Genomic DNA, 17,339 nt, shown 5'->3' on the forward strand with positions numbered 1-17,339 from the left:
GTCAACTGCACACGTAAACCATAAATTTATGAGTGTGCTTGAATATTCATAGTTGGTGCATAAAATACGCTACAGCCCTGTTTTACTGGCCTAGGCACGCGCTCAATTTTATAAATACGGACATACGTCCTGTACTTAAGGTAGGTTTCTAGCAAAGATGCTAGATTGAAAAAAATTATTTTAAAAAGGCTTAGATATGGAAAAGGTATTTCACTTAGGACTATGTATTGACGATCTACAAGGTGCAAAACTTGCAATAGTACCCGGTGACCCAGATCGCGCTGCACGCATTTCAAAATTCCTAGACAACCCAACCTGTCTTGCTCAAACACGTGAGTTTCATGTTTATCTTGGTCAATTAAATGGCCATTCAGTTGTTATATGCTCTACAGGTATTGGCGGCCCATCTACATCGATTGCAGTAGAGGAACTTGCTCAACTAGGCGTGCGTCAATTTTTACGTATTGGTACTACGGGTGCTATTCAGCCTCACATTAATGAAGGTGAAATATTAATTAGCCAAGCGTCTGTGCGCTTAGACGGTGCAAGCCAACATTTTGCACCGCTTAGCTACCCGGCTGTGTCTGACTTTTATGCAACACAGGCCATGGTTGAAGCATGTAAAAATTTAAACATTGATTTTCACATTGGTATTACTGCATCTAGCGACACTTTTTACCCAGGCCAAGAACGCTACGATACACATTCTGGTTATGTGCCAAAAGCATTTCAAGGTAGCTGTGAAGAATGGCAAAAACTAGGGGTAATGAACTACGAAATGGAGTCGGCTACATTATTCACTATGTGTGCAGCTCTTGGCTTGCAAGCTGCCTGTGTTGCCGGTGTATTAGTTAACCGTACTCGTCAAGAAATCCCTAACGTTGACCACGGTGAAATAGAAAGGAAATCAGTGGCTGTTGTGTTAGAAGCCGCTAAAGTGTTACTCGGTTAGTATTTATTTATAAGTAAATTGATATGTAAAAGCACAGCTTATTAGCTGTGCTTTTATGACTCTATTTAAGCGCAGCGCTAATTACTTGTAGCTCTGGCAAATCAGTAAATCCCGATAGTACCGCTTTCGATACGCCCGCTTGATTTTCGTGCCCTTTCGTTTCTAACAGTGTGATGCCTTTCACTGTCTCCTTATCAAAACTAAGGCCAGCTAAAAAGAACTGACTCAACGCGCTTTGTAGAGGCGATAAGCTTGGACTATAGGCTGCGTTTTCTGCATAACTGCCGTAAAAATCCCCATTATTAAATGTACTTACTTTTACCGCACTAAAATTTTGGCTGTACGGTACATATGCATTTAACGCAAAGCCAGCAAAAGTCTCTTCAATCTGTTCATCATCAAAAACCGCACACTGAGGTTTTGGATTAAACAAGCTAAATTCGTTACCTAAATCGGTTGGCCCAAACGAGTGAGGTAATAGCTCTGCTAATTTAAAATGTTGGCTTGGAAGTAAAATATCAAATTCTTTCGCATCGGCTAATTCGTTCATAAATTGGCGACAGTAGCCACACGGAGCATCGCTTATAGCAATTTTAAGAATTTTTTTAGCACCATTTAACCAAGCGTTATTAATGGCAGACTGTTCTGCATGAACAACTAAACTCAGCGCTTGATGAGCAAACTCTACATTAGCGCCAAAATAAAAGCTGATTTGTTGCTGCTCATCCATGGCTTTGACAATAGCACCCACATGAAAATGTGATACTGGAGCCACCGAAAACTCAGACGCTAAAGGCACTAAACCTTGTAATAATGAATCGACTGAAACATTAAACTCTTTGCACAGCTGTTCAATATTGTTTGCGTTTAATATGCCGCGTTGCGACTTTAATTGGCTACGTAAAGACGCTGTTTGCGCTACGTTTAAAGAGATGTGTGTATTAATAAGTGCTGTGTCTTGTTGCACAGTAAAAGTTGATGAAGCCATAAGGTTTTTTAATTATTCAATGGCTAAGTAGTTTAAAAGGTTAAGACCCAAATTGCTAGGGCCTGTTGACCTTTCAGGATTAAAATTTGTTCTAACTATGGACGATTTGATCGTGGCGCGAGGTTTGTAACCTAGTGGGCTAAATAAAAACCGAGCAAAGCTACCGCGTCCTGCTCACGCCCCTTACCTACATCCATGTAGGCAACAAAGAGTTAATCGTTCCTAGGACGAACCTTCTGGCAGCGCGTGTTTGGTATTCATACTGCGTTATCGCCTATTTATGGGGAATAACCACACTACATAGGCTCTGCCTTGCCTAAGTACCAAACACACTGCTGCAAATTTAACCTCAAAAGATAAACAGGCCCTCGGTTATTAAACATAAAAAAAGGGAACACAGCGTGTTCCCTTGCTAAATAATAAACGTTAACGATTAACCAGTATTACGCATACCTGCAGCAATACCTGTCATAGTGATCATTAATGCATTATCGATGTCCCCTTCGTTATGCTCCTCGTTAGAACGAGCACGGCGAAGCAATTCAACCTGCAATACATTAAGCGGATCGGTGTACGGATTTCGTAAACTAATCGACTCTTTGATCCAAGGCTGACCGGCAAGTAAACTTTTTTGTGGACTTAATGACTGCACAAGCTCAATGGCTTCTTCAAGCTCTTTTCGCAAAGTTACACCCAATGGCTTGTACATGTCTTCCACCAGCGCATTATCATAATGCTCACTTAACCAGCTATCGGCTTTACTAAATACCATTTCGAGCATTTCTAAACGGGCTCTAAAAAATGGCCAATTGAGGCTCATTTCGTTTAGTGTTTCTAAGCCATATTGATCTAGTGCCTTTTTTAAGCCTGTTAACGCACCTAACCAAGCAGGCAACATTAACCGGTTTTGACTCCATGCAAAAATCCACGGAATAGCACGTAAACTTTCAACGCCTCCATTAGGGTTGCGTTTTGCAGGGCGAGAGCCAAGCGGAAGTTTAGAGAGCTCCAACTCTGGCGTTGCCATTCTAAAGTAAGGAACAAAATTCTCATCATGGCGAACAACATTGCGGTAATGCTCACACGACTGCTCACTAATAAGCTTCATGACTTCGCGCCATTGTGGCTTAGGCTCTGGCGGTGGTAATAAGTTACTTTGCAGTACAGCACCTGCATATATATTTAAGCTCTGCAGTGCAACATCTGGCAAACCAAATTTAAAGCGTATCATTTCGCCTTGCTCTGTTACCCGTAAGCCACCTTTAAGTGAGCCTGGTGGTTGCGAATGCAATGCTTGCGCAGCCGGTGCACCACCTCGACCAACGGTTCCTCCTCGGCCGTGAAACAACACAAGCTCAATGCCACGCTCATCGGCAAGTTGCACTAGTTTGTCCATGGCTTCGTATTGAGCCCAACCGGCAGCCATCATACCGGCATCTTTTGCCGAATCGGAATAACCGATCATTACATTTTGCGTATTTTGAATATGGCCGCGGTACCACACATTATCGAGTAATGTAGTGATCACGTCGCTACCGTTATTTAAATCGTCTAATGTTTCAAATAATGGGGCAACCGGCAATTCAAAACTACAGCCACTTTCTTTAAGAAGAAGCTGAACAGCTAAAATATCGGATGCAGTGCGTGCCATAGAAATAATATACAAACCAAATGTTTTTTCATCTTGCTGTGCGATTACATCGAAGGTGTCGAGCACTTCTTGTACATCAGGGCTTGGTTGCCAATGCTTAGGAATAAGCGGACGACGCGAATTAAGCTCTGCTAATAAAAAGGCTTGCTTATCTTGCTCTTGCCACTGGTTGTAATCCCCTAACCCTAAATAACGCGTAAGTTCAGAAAAAACGTCGCTGTGGCGCGATGAGTCTTGGCGCACATCTAATTTTGCCAAACGCAGGCCAAAGCTGTTTAAACGATGCATTAAATCAAGCAGTAACCCGTCAGCAACGACTTTCATGTTACATTTTAATAACGAACGATAACACACCTCAATTGGGTGTTTGAGTTGGTTAATATCAGTTACAAGGTCTTGTGCATCAGTGCGTTTGTGTTTAATTTTTGCACCTAAATGTGCCACTGTTTCAGACACTTCGCCTTTAAGCTTTTTGAGCACTGTGCGGTAGGGTTCAAAGTCTTGGCCAGCTAACTCAATAAGCTCTTCGCTAGCATCAGACATAGATAACTCAGCGCATAACGTATCAATATCTCGGCCATATAAATCAAGCGCCATCCAACGACCATGGTCAAGTACTTGTGAAGTAACCTGCGCAGTAACAAATGGGTTACCGTCGCGATCTCCCCCCATCCAAGATGTGAATTCAATAGGGCTGTAATCAATGGGCAGCTCTAAACTAAGCTGCTCTTTTGCGTGTTCCGAAAACTCACGTAAAAACCGAGGTACTGCATGCCACAGGCTATTTTCTATAACTGCATAGCCCCATTTAGCTTCATCGACAGGCGTTGGGCGCGAGCGGCGAATATCGTCGGTATGCCACGCTTGGCTTATTAGCTGGGCAATTCTATTTAAAATAGCTTCGCGCTCATGTTCCAAGTTATCTTTTCGTTCCAGCGATGCTAAACAGTCGCTCAACTCTACGTGCTTATTGATGATTGTACGACGAGTAACCTCAGTGGGGTGAGCAGTTAATACTAAATTAATGTGGAGTTTTGAGAGTGTGTCAGCAAGGTGGTTAGAATCTAGCTGACCTTCTTGTGCTTTAGCGGCTAACGTTTTTAATGTTTGAGTGAGAGGGTTTTGCTGGCCAAGACCAGCGTCATTAAAACGCGATACAGTATGAAACTGCTCTGCCACATTGGCTAAATTTAAAAAATGATTAAATGAACGGGCAACCGGTAAAAGCTCTTCATCACTTAGCGAATGTAATACTTCAATTAACGCCTTGCGATCGTCTTCATTACCACTGCGAGAGGATTTTGATAAAGCGCGAATTTCTTCTACTTTATCTAAAATTGCTTGGCCTTGGGCATCTTTTATAGTTTGACCTAATAATTGTCCAAGTAGGCCTACATTACCTCGCAGGGCGGCATATTGTTCACTCATTTCTCAGTCTCCTTTGTTTCATGGAAGACTATTAATATCATTAAGAGCACATATTTAATAGATCCATTTGCAATGTCATGTCGTAAAAAAGTATAGATAAAATAATCACAAAGCATCGATATGATCATTTTTTACGACGGCAACTGCCCCCTTTGTAGCACCGAGATGCAGCAGCTAAAGCAAGCCGACAAGCACAATCTCATCACGCTTGAAGACTTAAATGCAAACGACTTTAGCCATCGTTATGCTCATGTGAATAAAACTCAAGCACTTGCTTACCTGCAAGCGCAATTAGACACTGGTGAGATGATTTATGGGCTAGATGTAACGTATCAGTCTTGGAAAACAGTTGGTAAACACAGGTGGTTGAAACTACTTCGCCTACCCGTTATTCGAATTTTTGCAGATTGGGGGTATGTTTTTTTTGCAAAGCATAGGCACTCTATTAGCCAGTTTTTAATGCCTAACACCCAATGCAATAACGGCCAGTGCGCCATAAAATCAAAAGGTAAAAAATGAAAACTATCATCCTTTTTGGTGCTAGTAGCGCGATAGCTAAAGCCTACGTAAAGCACCTTCAAAACCAGGCAAATAAATTTAATGTTGTATGTGTAAGCTCAAGCAACACAGTTTCACAAAATAGTGACAACATTAGTTATTATAATACTGACTACTCTGCGGATAGCTTATCTGGATTGACTCAGCATTTAAAAGATGAACAAGCCGACATACACCAAGTAATTATGTTTAACGGTAAGTTACATAACACCGAACACATGCCAGAAAAAAAGCTTGAGGACATCAACGCTGATTATTTTAACTTGTTACTAAACGCTAATACGCTCACCCCATTGCTTTGTTTGCAAAGCGTTTTACCTTTAATTAATCATAAAACGCATTGTACAATAACAGCCCTCAGTGCACGTGTGGGAAGTATTAACGATAACAAAATGGGGGGCTGGTACACTTACCGTGCATCTAAATCAGCCCTAAATATGCTATTTAAAACTGCCGCAATAGAGCTCGCTCGTCGTGCAAAGAACACCAAACTTGTGCTGTTCCATCCCGGTACAACCGATACCGAGCTTTCTAAGCCATTTCAAAAAAATGTACCCGAAGGCAAGTTGTTTACACCCGAATTTGTAGCACACCAACTTTTTGATTTAACAAATAATAGCCCTGATTTAGAACTAAATGGCGAGCCGGCCTACTTAGATTGGCAAGGCACAACTATACCGTGGTAAGGATTAAAAATGCATTTTACTAAAGCGCGCATCGACGCACTTGAAAAACGTACTCGTACACATTTAATAAACTCGTTATCTGGGTTTAAAAGTGCAAACTTAATAGGCACACAAGACCTACTAGGCAACACTAATTTATCGATTGTCAGTTCGGTTATTCATTTAGGGGCTCACCCTCCTCTGGTTGGCATGATAATGCGACCACACAGTGTACCGCGACACACGTTTGAAAATATATTACAAACAGGTGTTTACACTATTAATCAGGTTAATAAAGCCATTTATAAACAAGCGCATCAAACCTCAGCACGCTACGACAAAGACGAATCTGAATTTGACGCAACGGGACTTACTCCTGAGTATTTAAATGAGTTTTCAGCCCCTTTTGTTGAAGAAAGCCGATTAAAATACTCTGTTAAATTTGTTGAAAGCAAACATCTTGAAATTAATGGTACTGAACTGGTTATTGGTGAAATTGTAGACGTGTATTTAGATGAAACCGCTTTGCAAAGCGATGGTTTTCTAGATTTACAAGCCATTGATACTGTGGCTGTGACGGGCCTTGACAGCTACCACACCGCCAATAAATTAACGCGCCTTCCCTACGCAAAAAAATAACATTAAGGGGTGTATTTCACCCCTTTTATTTTACAACCACCTAACTCGACTCATTCCAAGCAATCTTTAAATACTTAACCATGCTACTAGTCGCATAACATTGAATTTAGAATAGGAATTGCTCACAATGGCTAAAATTCCAAGGAGAAGCCTAATGAGCACAATCGGTATTGGCACACAAACCCCAGAACAAGCATTAGCCAGCTTAAGTAATATGACCCAATCGTTAACGCCTATTCAGGCTGACGAACACCTTGAACGTATAGCAAAAGCACAAGCTTATATGGCGGCTAACAACATCGATGCCATATACTTAAATGCAGGCACTAACCTGACCTACTTTACAGGCATGAAGTGGTTCGCAAGCGAGCGAATGGTTGGCGCAATTTTACCTGCGATTGGTGAAGTACAATACATAGCCCCGTATTTTGAAATTGGTACCCTTAATGGCTTTAAAGTGGTTGAAGGACCAATACACGGCTGGCAAGAGCACGAAAATCCTTATGCGCTATTTGTTAGCGTATTGAAGCAACTCAATATTAGTAACGACGCCACCATTGGCATTGATGAAAGTGCGCAGTTTTTTATATTCGATGGTATTAACAAAGCACAAAAAAGCTTAAATATAATTAATGCACAAAGCGTTACTGCACATTGTAGAATGCATAAATCGGTAAACGAATTAGCGCTTATGCAACGCGCAATGGACATGACCTTAGCTGTGCACCAAGCAACCGCCAGTATGCTTTACGAAGGTATTACCACCACAGAAGTAGAAGCTTTTATTAAAAAAGCGCATCAAAAGGTAGGTGCACCAGGTAACTATTTTTGCATTGTATTGTTTGGTGTTGCTACGTCATTTCCACATGGTGTTAAAGATGCGCAAGTACTTAAAAAAGGCGATATGGTATTAATAGATACCGGCTGTAAAGTACACGACTACCTTTCAGACATAACCCGCACGTATGTATTTGGTGAACCAACACCACGCCAACGCATGTTTTGGGATCATGAAAAAGCAGCGCAACTCGCCGCATTTAACGCCGCGAGTATTGGTGCTACCTGCGAAGATGTTGACGCAGGCGCTCGTCACTATTTAGCAGCACAAGGATTAGGGCCACAGTATCAAACACCCGGCTGCCCGCATCGTACGGGCCATGGAATTGGCTTAGATATTCACGAATGGCCCTACTTGGTAGGTGGAAACAAAACCCCACTTGCATCGGGCATGTGTTTTAGTAACGAGCCAATGCTAGTTATACCCGATGAGTTTGGCGTACGTTTAGAAGATCACTTCTATATGACCGACAGTGGCCCACATTGGTTTACACAACCAAGTTATAGTATCGACGACCCGTTTGGGCTTAACGCTTAAACCCTTTATAAAGAGCAGCCATTAGCTGCTCTTTTTAGTTTAAGGATTGATAATGCATACTTCATCCCAATATCCCTGTTATACCAAAGCAATCCGCAAAAGGATGAATATGAAAAACTTTAGAATTGATATCGTGTCAGACGTAATGTGCCCATGGTGCGTGGTTGGTTATAAAAACCTAGAGACAGCGCTTGGCCAACTCAAAGACGAAATGAGTGCAGATATTACATGGCATCCTTTTGAGCTAAATCCAGATATGCCAGTTGAGGGTCAAGACTTAAACGAACATTTAATGCAAAAGTACAACCTAACTGAAGAGCAAGGCGATGAAAATCGTAAAAACATGTTCGAAGCAGGACAGCGTGCTGGCTTTACGTTTAACTTTGATAGTAAACGTATCATGATCAACAGCTTTGATTTGCACCGTTTATTAATGTGGGCACGTGAAGAAGATAAACAAACACAGCTTAAACTCGCATTCTTTGAGGCACACTTCACTGATTTAAAATATTTAAATCAAGAAGACGCTCTGCTTGATGTAGTGCAAAGTGTTGGCCTTGATAAAGAAGAGGCCCGCAGTATTTTACACTCAGACAAATACGTTCAAGCTGTACGCCAAGAGCAAAATAACTTTAAACAAATGGGTATTACCTCAGTGCCTACGTTTATCATAAACGATAAATATGCGCTCACTGGCGGGCAACCAAGCGACTCATTCATTCAAGCACTTAAACAAATTAGTGAAGAAGAGGCTAAGCAAGAAGCTTAATGAGTGAGGCAAACAATAAAGGCTGCGCGTTGCAGTCTTTTTAATAACCCAATAAATTTACTTTAAGTACGATAAAGTACTTTAATAACATGCCAGCCAAATTTAGTTTTAACTAGGTGCGGCTCTAAAATAGCGCCATTAAAGGCTATTTTGTCAAACTGTGGAACCATCTGTCCGCGTCTAAATTCACCTAAATCACCACCTTTTTTACCCGATGGGCACGACGAATATTTTTTAGCTAAGGTTTGAAACTTTGCACCTTTACCTAATTGCTTAATAATATCTTCTGCTATTTCTTTGTGTTTAACCAATATGTGGAGTGCGTGCGCTGTACTTGCCATTTCAAAGCCCTGATAATTTAAAACGCGGCGATTTTAGCACAGCCACTTAAGCCAAGCATCTACTTATAGCTGACCAATCACATAATTGGGTCCACCAATAGTACGCTTTAATTCACGAAACCTGATATTTGCTCTAAGCAGCTATATTCAGGGGCCGAGACTGGGCTTAACCTAGTTACTTTTCTAATTCGTGGTGCTTTACTTTTTTCATGGCTGGAAATAACGCCCTCCACTAAAAGCATTCGATCACTACAATGCTTAACAAACCCCTCAGTTACATCACCGTAAAATGGGAATACTAAGTATTGCTTTGACATTTTTTCTAGAGCTGGACGATCTTCATAAAAATCAAGGTGTCCGTAATGTCCAACTAAGCACACCTTAGTTCCAACCAAATCATTTTGATTCTTGAAAAGTTCGCCCCAAGATATTTTTTCACATTCAATTTTTTCCTGAAAAGGAAAAGCTTTTGCAGAAAAAATAACTAATATTAAAACTAAAAATTTAGATATAAATTTTTTCATATTTGGTTTCTATTAATTGTTGGGGAAGAATGTTCTATAGCGTATTCGTACACTCTAACTTAAGAGCCCTGGCATTTTATAACCTATCAATTTTTATAAATTAACACTTCAAGATTAGCAGTAATCAGCCAAAGACAAAAACCTCTACTTTTTTAAACATTTCAAGACCTGGTTTTTTGGGACTTCGCAATACCGTGTAGATTTTTCAAACTGCTTAATTACTTAACTTAATCAATTAGTTGTACCAGTCGGTGCTGTAATATATTGGAAAGTCTGAAACAGCTGTCCAATGCATAAACAGCATATCGTATCATTGCGATTATTATACTGCTTTATATATTTGTCTAATGGAGAATATGATTCAATACGTTAATAAATCTCTGTATCTGCGTTCAAATTAAATAATGTTTTGCATCATCTGGACTGGGGACTCTGCAGTATTGGTATTTGCCAAATAAGGTATAACGGTTTAGAGCAATTTTATCGTACAGCCAATTATTAAAGGTGTTAGGTAAAACACTAAAAATAGTTGCTAGTTTGTAAGGGTAACCAAGCTGCTTTACTACTTCAAATAAAGCATGGCTTTGCGTGAATACTTTGCCGTTTTCTAAGTACACCATCGAGGCGTATTGTGTAGTTGAAAAGCCAAAGTGAGTTAATAGCAACTCACCTTTTGGGGATTGCACGCTGCATAGTTTAAAAATGGCATTGGTATCGTTACTAATTATAAAATTACACCACGCACTACATAATTTACATTGTGAGTCGAATAATATAATTTTTCGATTACGCATTAGTGTGCCTGCATTTTCACCCATTTATTTTCCTTAAGCGGTTAGTGCTGAACCGGCTTTTTTTGTAACTTACGTTGCAATGTGCGTCTATGCATATTTAATTGCCTAGCTGTGACCGATATATTGCCATTATTACTGTGTAGTACTTGCTGAATATGCTCCCATTCTAAGCGCTCAGGCGACATAACAGCATCATCAATACTCGTTTGAAGTTCACTTGTTTCGTTATTGAGTGCTTTTAATAATGTTGCCATATCAATAGGTTTAGTTAAATAATCGTTTGCCCCTAAGCGCATTGCTTCAACCGCAGTGGCAATGCTAGCAAACCCAGTTAGTAAGACTATATGTGTATTTTCTAATAAGTTGCGCAGTGGCTTTATAAGCATTAAGCCATTGTCGTCTCCAAGTTTCATGTCTAGTAAAATTGAGTCGGGTACTAATTGGCGCGCACGCAATAATGCGTCGCTTTGGTTATGCGCAACATCACAGGTGAAGCCTTGCTTAGTTAAACGCCTAGCAAGCGTACTGGCTAAATTTATATCATCTTCAATTATCAGTAACTTCATTATGCTGTTTGCTCGCTATTAATAATGGCTAACTTAACCTTTGCTACGGCACCGCCTTCTTTATGGTTAAATAACGTTAACGAGCCATTTAGACGTTCAAACGTGACGTTAGATAACAATACAGCTAACCCCATGCCTTGCTCACTAGGCATTACTTGCCCGCCTAGCTCCGCTAATTGTGAATCGGTAAAACCATTACCAAAATCACGAATTAATAAGTATATGTGGTGTTCTTGTGGGCTTAGCTCCCAACTTAATTCAAGCTTTGTTTTACCTTGCTTTTGATTTGCAATAGCCGCATTTTGCAACAAATTTAATATAGCCGGTAACAACATTGCATCACTTAAAAGCACGGCGGTAATTGAGGAAGCAGCCCATTTTATGTGTTGATCAGGGTATTGTAATACAAAGGTATCGCTGATGGCTGTTTGTAACTGCGTTATGGTTATTTGATCTTTAGCATTTTTAACCCTTATTTGCTCTGAAAGCACTCTAAAACTATTAAGTTGCGCTCGACATTGTATAAGAGGAGGTTGCATTTGCTTAACAATAGCATTGTCAGGTTGGTCTTCTAATAGCTCTTCAAACAGTAATTGTAAGTTAGCTATCGGTGTTGCTAACTGATGAGTTATTTGTGCTGCAGCGCCATCAAGCGTGACTAACTGCTCATTTCGTAATTGTTTTTCTCTTGCTTTGGCAATAATGCGTTCGCGTTCTTTTAGCGTGCGGCTCATGCCCCCTATTACAAGCGCTATTACACTGGTACTTAAAACGAAGTTAACCCACATGCCAATAAAATGGCCGCTCATGTTCATTTGATGCATACTGTGATCGGGCATATTTATTAATAAAAAGCTGTATGCTGCAATGGCAAGTAACGCAATATAAGCTAAGCCTTTTTCACGCAATGTGACCGCTGCTATCATAATGGGTAGCAGCAACAAAGACACAAAGGCATTGGTAGCTCCGCCACTTAAAGAAAGCAAAATAGTTAAAAATAAAACGTCAGCAGTGAGTTGCATCAACATAACTGAGGGCTTAGTGTGACTAACGTGTCGGTAGGCAAACAAACTGATTAGTTGAAATACCGCCTCTAAAGCAATCACACCAAGTAAGGGCAGTAACGCTAACTGGTAATCAAGCAAAAAATAGACACTTAATACAGCAACTAATTGTACTGCAATGGCGCCGCTTCGTAACATAAGTAAACGGCTGATAGTGGGATCGGTTTGCATTAACAAAACAATGATTTTCCAATTTAATATATAAAAATAAACTGTGGTAGAACGTTACTCATCGTCCATTGAAATTGTAAAAGCAGCGCAAGGTGTGCCTTGATGAAACACCATTTGCCATTGCTGTGCGCTATTTTTACGCCATAACGACATGCGAAGTGAATAATTAAATTCGGCACGGGCAGAGCGTCTATACGCTGCTTGATAACTTATTTGCGCCACATCAACGCTCAACATTCGGCCTTTAAAATGCTGATTATAAAACTGCGGCACCACTTCAGTGGGTAGGCGTGTGAGTACTTGGTATTTATTAAATGACGTGCCATTAGCAGCAATTTCGATAAACTCATCGTCGAGTAAAGCATCGAGTGCACGTTCTGATTGGCGAACCTCAGGCTCAAGTAATTGACGCTCAGCCTCAATTAAATGATTAAACAACGACGCTTTAATTTTGCTGCTCATGTGCTTTCCTATTGCTTGTAAATTTGCCCTGCTTTCATGACAAATTGCACGTTTTTAAGTACGTTTATGTCTTCAAGTGGCGAGCCATTTACGCTGATAATATCTGCTTGTTTGCCAACACTCAAGTCGCCTAACTGATGGCTTTGTCCTAACAATTTAGCAGCATACACCGTGGCTGATTTTATTGCATGCGCCTCACTCATTCCATTATCAACCATTAAACTAAATTCGTTTGCATTAAGACCATGACGGGATACGCCCGAGTCGGTACCAAAGGCAATATTGACCTTATTTTTAAGCGCTAATTTAAACGATGCTTGCATTTTAGGCGTTACTTCTCGCACTTTATTGGCAATTGCCGCTGGCATATTAGGATTAGTTAGTACCTCTTCACTTACCGTGGCACCAGCAAGCAAAGTAGGAACTAAATAGGCCTGCGTTTTGTTGAATAAATTGACTGTTTTTTTATCTAAATAAGAACCGTGTTCTATTGAATCAACCCCAGCTCTAAGCGCTGCTTTTATACCTTCTGTTCCGTGGGCATGTGCTGTTACCTTGCGCCCTAAATGATGAGCCGTATCTACAATGGCAGCCAGCTCATCATCAGTGAGTTGCTGATTCACTCCCGCTGCGGTATTACTTAAAACACCACCCGTTGCGGTAATTTTAATTACGTCGGCACCGCTTTTAATAACTTCTCTCACTGCACGGCGGCAATCGTCAGCGCCATTACAAATTCCTAGTGTCGTTTTAAAAACATCGGTTATATCTTTTCTGTAGCCATGCATATCAGCATGACCGCCGCTTGGGGATATTGTATTACCCGCTGCAAAAATACGAGGACCGGCAATATCTTTTCGCTCAATAGCGCGTTTTAGCGGAAAAATAACTTGGTAATCGCTGCCTAAGTCACGCACCGACGTAAAACCCGCATCAAGCGTACGTTCTAAATACTTAATGGAACGCAGCGCGTAATCGGCCTCATATTCTGTAGCCCAACGGTGAGGGTTTGCTTTAGCATCACGTTCAAAAGTTACATGCACATGCATGTCAATCAAACCAGGCATAACAAACTGGTTTTTTAAATTAATTATGTCAGCATCGGGTAAATTAAGTGCTGACTTTGATATATAACCATCTTTAATTGACACTATTTTGTCATGGGTAACAATCAAGGTTTGTTCTTTTTTTAGCGCTTGCTCAGGTGCCACAAGTAAACTACCTGCGTAAATAATTTTAGAATGTGCTGCGCTTACATTATTAGCGAACATTGCCAATACAATTGACGATAATGTTGTGAGTGCTGTTTTCATAGATGCTCCTTTTTTATACTAGCTTTACCTTAAAAAACCTTTAATAGCGAATATTTACGATACAAAGCACGCTATAAACTAGTCTTACAAGTTGATTTTTGGTATAACTTGCCGGTAATAAATTGAAGTTATACCACCTTAAGAGAACACACTATGCCATACGCACATATCACTGGTTGGGGCAAATGCATACCACCAGCAAGTATTAGCAACGATGAAATTAGCGAAATAGTTGATACCACCGACGAGTGGATCACCACGCGTACTGGCATCAAATCTCGCCGTGTAAGCCATGTAAGTACAGCAGAGCTGGCAACCATAGCTGCAAAACACGCGCTTGCTTGCGCAGGTGTTGACGCAAAAGAGATTGATCTTGTCATACTTGCAACCTGTACGCCTTCAACAGTTGTTGCAAATACCGCATCGCAAGTACAAAAAAATATCGGCGCAACAGGCGCAGCCGCTATGGATACAAATGCAGCGTGCTCTGGCTTTTTATATGCATTACAAGCTGCTACTGCGCAAATTCAAGCTGGCATGATCAAAAAAGCGGTTGTTATTGCTGCTGAGCGAATGACTTGGTATGTAAACTGGGCGCGCCGCGACAGTGCCGTGCTATTTGGTGATGGCGCTGGTGCCGTTGTACTAGAAGCGGCAGAAACACCCGCAGGTTTACTTGGCACTAAAACAGGGTGTGATAGTGAAGACCGCGACATTCTTCATATCACTAACTTTGGTAGTGATTTAAACAAATATGAGCCCATTGGTCCGTCTGATCTGTTATTTGAAGGGCGCGAAATATTTAAACGTGCCGTAAAAGGAATGAGTGAAGCCTGTGACGACGTGCTCGAACAAGCTAATTTAAGCCTAGACGACATAAACGTACTGGTACCACATCAAGCTAACTTACGCATTATTCAAGCAATTCAGCACCGTTTAAAAGTGCCTGATGAAAAAGTAATGGTTAACATTGCAGATTATGGCAACACATCAGCTGCCACTATTGCAATTGCGCTATGTGAAGCGGTTGAACAAGGGTTGATAAAGCCTCATTCAAACATTATGTCTGCAGCATTTGGTGCTGGTTTAACATGGGCTGCAAGTTATATAAAATGGGGTGAACGTGTAACCCCAATTAGCCTTAGCGACGCACAATTACCGCCTTGCACTCAAACAGGTTTAGAGTTAGTTGCTCCGGCTGTTAAAGCATGTAAAGACGCTGAATAAGCTCGCTTTGAAAATATAGAATTAAAACGCACTTTTTAGTGCGTTTTTTGTTTAAGGAAGACACATTTATGGAGCTTTTAGGTATTCATCACACTGCGATTATTTGCAGTGATTATGCTCGCTCTAAACATTTTTACAGTGAAATTTTAAAACTTAATATTGTTAACGAGCATTACAGGGCTGAGCGTAATTCGTATAAGTTAGACTTAGCTATGCCTGATGGAAGCCAAGTTGAGTTATTTTCGTTTGAAGGTGCACCATCAAGGCCTAGTTACCCCGAAGCACAAGGCTTACGCCATTTAGCATTTAAAGTTAACAATGTAACTAAAGCAAAAGAATATTTAGAAAGTAAAAGTGTGGCTGTGGAAGAAATTAGAATTGATGAAATTACAGGTAAAAAGTTTACTTTTTTTGCCGACCCTGATGATTTGCCGCTAGAGCTATATGAAGTTTAAGCTTCATATAGCGCTAATGTTTCACGGTTAATTAATGATTAAAGCGGTTTTGTAAATAGTTAAACACGGCTCTAATACCAAGCGCTTCACCGCCTGCTGGGCGACCTGGTAACGAACGAAGGTTCCACGCCATTACATCAAAATGTACCCAAGGTGTGGTTGGCTCTACAAACTCTTTTAAGTAAAGCGCAGCAGTAATTGCGCCACCAAATGGCGTACTTGAACAGTTAGCCATATCTGCAACGTCACTTTTCAAAAATCCGCGGTACTGCTCAAACAAGGGTAATTGCCAAACAGGGTCGTTCACACTTAAGCCCGCATCAATTATACCGTTAGCTACATCACGCTCTGTAGAAAAGAAACCAGGTAGCTCAGTACCTAACGCTACACGACATGCCCCTGTTAATGTTGCAAAATCAATAATAAGTTCTGGATTATCATTTTGTGCTTCACTTAGCGCATCACACAAGACCAAACGCCCTTCAGCATCCGTATTATCAATTTCAACCATAATACCTTTGCGCGTTTTTATTACATCACCTGGGCGAAATGCATTTCGTGATACCGCATTTTCAACTGCGGGTACTAGCACACGTAAACGAACAGGCAATTTAGCCGCCATGATTAACTGGGCTAATGCAATTACATGCGCTGCACCGCCCATGTCTTTTTTCATGTTGCGCATACCAGAGCTTGGCTTTAAATCGAGCCCGCCAGAGTCAAAGCACACCCCTTTACCAACAAGCGTTATAAGTGGTGCATCATCGGCCCCCCACTTCAAATCAAGTAAACGCGGTTTATTTTCACTTGCACGGCCTACCATATGGATTGTTGGATAGTTTTGCTCTAACAGTTCATCACCAACCCATTGTGAAAACTCTCCACCATGAGATGAAGCTAAATCTTCCATCACTTGCGATAAATGTTGCGGCATCATATCAACCGCCGGTGTATTGACTAAATCACGCGCTAAAAAAATAGCATCGGCTTGTTGTTTAATTCGTGTGTATAAAAGCTCGTTTTCAATACACAGCTCTGCTTTTAGCGTCGGTTTTTCTTTGTATTCACTAAATTCGTATCCGCCAAGAACAAAGCCTAAAGCAACTTGCTCTATAAACGTGTCATCACCTTGAATTTGATAACTACCTGCAGGTAACGCATTAGCTAAATTGCCCGCAGCCCAAAAGTCATCTGCGCTTTGCATTAAGCAAATTACTTGGTTTAGCTGCCCTGAGTCAGGATCTGGAATTAACGCTAAACCTTGCTTTTCAAAACCGGTATTGCTTAACCAATTTTGTATAAATAAAGGCTGCTTTGCTTGCCAATCAGAGAGTTCGCTTTTAAGAATAAATGATAAAGGGATACCAGAGGATGTATTGCGAAGTAATGCACTCATT

General features: G+C 40.8%; 18 protein-coding genes. 8 read left to right on the forward strand and 10 right to left on the reverse strand.

The genetic code is table 11. From position 1 onward, the window contains the following. The first annotated feature begins 196 nt into the window (after positions 1-196). A complete protein-coding gene (gene udp, locus CWB62_RS11150) occupies positions 197-952 on the forward strand; it encodes a uridine phosphorylase (RefSeq protein WP_058404050.1) in 756 nt (251 codons plus the stop codon). Between the two features lie 61 nt (positions 953-1,013). Here the strand turns inward: udp and cdd are convergent, their stop codons facing one another. Both cdd and ppc read right to left on the reverse strand, forming a co-directional pair. Next, positions 1,014-1,940, reverse strand: a complete 927-nt coding sequence (cdd, locus tag CWB62_RS11155) for a cytidine deaminase (protein ID WP_058552997.1) — start codon at positions 1,938-1,940, stop codon at positions 1,014-1,016. A 433-nt stretch (positions 1,941-2,373) separates the two neighbouring features. Next, on the reverse strand, positions 2,374-5,019 hold the full coding sequence (gene ppc, locus CWB62_RS11160; RefSeq protein WP_058552998.1) for a phosphoenolpyruvate carboxylase: 2,646 nt from the start codon (positions 5,017-5,019) through the stop codon (positions 2,374-2,376). Positions 5,020-5,139: 120 nt separating this feature from the next. Between ppc and CWB62_RS11165 the strand changes: the two genes are divergently transcribed. The 5 genes from CWB62_RS11165 (at position 5,140) to CWB62_RS11185 (ending at position 9,025) form a co-directional block, all read left to right on the forward strand. After that, the gene (locus CWB62_RS11165) at positions 5,140-5,538 is read left to right on the forward strand and encodes a thiol-disulfide oxidoreductase DCC family protein (protein WP_138530323.1); all 399 of its coding nucleotides are present in this window, start codon (positions 5,140-5,142) and stop codon (positions 5,536-5,538) included. Next, positions 5,535-6,263 (forward strand): SDR family NAD(P)-dependent oxidoreductase, encoded by a 729-nt coding sequence (locus CWB62_RS11170; RefSeq protein WP_138530321.1) that lies wholly within the window; start codon positions 5,535-5,537, stop codon positions 6,261-6,263. The genes CWB62_RS11165 and CWB62_RS11170 overlap by 4 nt, the downstream gene beginning before the upstream one ends. Positions 6,264-6,272: 9 nt before the next feature. After that, positions 6,273-6,881, forward strand: coding sequence for a flavin reductase family protein (locus CWB62_RS11175; RefSeq protein ID WP_058404045.1), 609 nt, complete (start codon positions 6,273-6,275; stop codon positions 6,879-6,881). A gap of 154 nt (positions 6,882-7,035) precedes the next feature. Beyond that, positions 7,036-8,256 (forward strand): M24 family metallopeptidase, encoded by a 1,221-nt coding sequence (locus tag CWB62_RS11180; protein ID WP_138530319.1) that lies wholly within the window; start codon positions 7,036-7,038, stop codon positions 8,254-8,256. Positions 8,257-8,365: 109 nt separating this feature from the next. Beyond that, the gene (locus CWB62_RS11185) at positions 8,366-9,025 is read left to right on the forward strand and encodes a DsbA family oxidoreductase (RefSeq protein WP_138530317.1); all 660 of its coding nucleotides are present in this window, start codon (positions 8,366-8,368) and stop codon (positions 9,023-9,025) included. Positions 9,026-9,087: 62 nt separating this feature from the next. Here the strand turns inward: CWB62_RS11185 and CWB62_RS11190 are convergent, their stop codons facing one another. From CWB62_RS11190 to CWB62_RS11220, 7 genes are all read right to left on the reverse strand, one after another. After that, a complete protein-coding gene (locus CWB62_RS11190; protein ID WP_004588770.1) occupies positions 9,088-9,366 on the reverse strand; it encodes a peptidylprolyl isomerase in 279 nt (92 codons plus the stop codon). A gap of 107 nt (positions 9,367-9,473) precedes the next feature. Beyond that, positions 9,474-9,890, reverse strand: coding sequence for a hypothetical protein (locus CWB62_RS11195; protein WP_138530315.1), 417 nt, complete (start codon positions 9,888-9,890; stop codon positions 9,474-9,476). 392 nt (positions 9,891-10,282) lie between these two features. Further along, positions 10,283-10,708: a thiol-disulfide oxidoreductase DCC family protein gene (locus CWB62_RS11200; protein WP_138530313.1), complete on the reverse strand. Its 426-nt coding sequence runs from the start codon at positions 10,706-10,708 to the stop codon at positions 10,283-10,285. A 17-nt stretch (positions 10,709-10,725) separates the two neighbouring features. Further along, complete coding sequence (locus CWB62_RS11205; protein ID WP_058404626.1) at positions 10,726-11,250, reverse strand: response regulator transcription factor; 525 nt, start codon at positions 11,248-11,250, stop codon at positions 10,726-10,728. Further along, complete coding sequence (locus CWB62_RS11210) at positions 11,250-12,485, reverse strand: ATP-binding protein (protein WP_171034621.1); 1,236 nt, start codon at positions 12,483-12,485, stop codon at positions 11,250-11,252. The genes CWB62_RS11205 and CWB62_RS11210 overlap by 1 nt, the downstream gene beginning before the upstream one ends. Positions 12,486-12,539: 54 nt before the next feature. After that, a complete protein-coding gene (locus CWB62_RS11215) occupies positions 12,540-12,947 on the reverse strand; it encodes a nuclear transport factor 2 family protein (RefSeq protein WP_058404624.1) in 408 nt (135 codons plus the stop codon). A gap of 8 nt (positions 12,948-12,955) precedes the next feature. Further along, complete coding sequence (locus CWB62_RS11220; protein WP_138530309.1) at positions 12,956-14,260, reverse strand: metal-dependent hydrolase family protein; 1,305 nt, start codon at positions 14,258-14,260, stop codon at positions 12,956-12,958. A 153-nt stretch (positions 14,261-14,413) separates the two neighbouring features. On the opposite strand from CWB62_RS11220, the gene CWB62_RS11225 reads away from it, so the two are divergent. Further along, entirely contained in the window at positions 14,414-15,487 is a 1,074-nt protein-coding gene (locus CWB62_RS11225) for a ketoacyl-ACP synthase III (protein ID WP_138530308.1), read from the forward strand. Between the two features lie 68 nt (positions 15,488-15,555). Continuing rightward, a complete protein-coding gene (gene gloA2, locus CWB62_RS11230; protein ID WP_058404621.1) occupies positions 15,556-15,942 on the forward strand; it encodes an SMU1112c/YaeR family gloxylase I-like metalloprotein in 387 nt (128 codons plus the stop codon). 31 nt (positions 15,943-15,973) lie between these two features. Here the strand turns inward: gloA2 and CWB62_RS11235 are convergent, their stop codons facing one another. Continuing rightward, the gene (locus tag CWB62_RS11235; protein WP_058404620.1) at positions 15,974-17,338 is read right to left on the reverse strand and encodes a leucyl aminopeptidase family protein; all 1,365 of its coding nucleotides are present in this window, start codon (positions 17,336-17,338) and stop codon (positions 15,974-15,976) included. Between the last annotated feature and the right edge of the window lies 1 nt (position 17,339).

Source organism: Pseudoalteromonas sp. S408, assembly GCF_005886645.1.
Classification (GTDB): domain Bacteria; phylum Pseudomonadota; class Gammaproteobacteria; order Enterobacterales; family Alteromonadaceae; genus Pseudoalteromonas.

Bases quoted from the DNA above. Each gene is read 5' to 3' on its own strand.
- udp (WP_058404050.1), top strand. From the start codon at position 197: ATGGAAAAGGTATTTCACTTAGGACTATGTATTGACGATCTACAAGGT.
- CWB62_RS11205 (WP_058404626.1), bottom strand. From the start codon at position 11,250: ATGAAGTTACTGATAATTGAAGATGATATAAATTTAGCCAGTACGCTT.
- CWB62_RS11225 (WP_138530308.1), top strand. From the start codon at position 14,414: ATGCCATACGCACATATCACTGGTTGGGGCAAATGCATACCACCAGCA.
- CWB62_RS11170 (WP_138530321.1), top strand. From the start codon at position 5,535: ATGAAAACTATCATCCTTTTTGGTGCTAGTAGCGCGATAGCTAAAGCC.
- CWB62_RS11215 (WP_058404624.1), bottom strand. From the start codon at position 12,947: ATGAGCAGCAAAATTAAAGCGTCGTTGTTTAATCATTTAATTGAGGCT.
- CWB62_RS11235 (WP_058404620.1), bottom strand. From the start codon at position 17,338: ATGAGTGCATTACTTCGCAATACATCCTCTGGTATCCCTTTATCATTT.
- CWB62_RS11210 (WP_171034621.1), bottom strand. From the start codon at position 12,485: ATGCAAACCGATCCCACTATCAGCCGTTTACTTATGTTACGAAGCGGC.
- CWB62_RS11185 (WP_138530317.1), top strand. From the start codon at position 8,366: ATGAAAAACTTTAGAATTGATATCGTGTCAGACGTAATGTGCCCATGG.
- CWB62_RS11165 (WP_138530323.1), top strand. From the start codon at position 5,140: ATGATCATTTTTTACGACGGCAACTGCCCCCTTTGTAGCACCGAGATG.
- ppc (WP_058552998.1), bottom strand. From the start codon at position 5,019: ATGAGTGAACAATATGCCGCCCTGCGAGGTAATGTAGGCCTACTTGGA.
- CWB62_RS11190 (WP_004588770.1), bottom strand. From the start codon at position 9,366: ATGGCAAGTACAGCGCACGCACTCCACATATTGGTTAAACACAAAGAA.
- CWB62_RS11220 (WP_138530309.1), bottom strand. From the start codon at position 14,260: ATGAAAACAGCACTCACAACATTATCGTCAATTGTATTGGCAATGTTC.
- cdd (WP_058552997.1), bottom strand. From the start codon at position 1,940: ATGGCTTCATCAACTTTTACTGTGCAACAAGACACAGCACTTATTAAT.
- gloA2 (WP_058404621.1), top strand. From the start codon at position 15,556: ATGGAGCTTTTAGGTATTCATCACACTGCGATTATTTGCAGTGATTAT.
- CWB62_RS11195 (WP_138530315.1), bottom strand. From the start codon at position 9,890: ATGAAAAAATTTATATCTAAATTTTTAGTTTTAATATTAGTTATTTTT.
- CWB62_RS11200 (WP_138530313.1), bottom strand. From the start codon at position 10,708: ATGGGTGAAAATGCAGGCACACTAATGCGTAATCGAAAAATTATATTA.
- CWB62_RS11180 (WP_138530319.1), top strand. From the start codon at position 7,036: ATGAGCACAATCGGTATTGGCACACAAACCCCAGAACAAGCATTAGCC.
- CWB62_RS11175 (WP_058404045.1), top strand. From the start codon at position 6,273: ATGCATTTTACTAAAGCGCGCATCGACGCACTTGAAAAACGTACTCGT.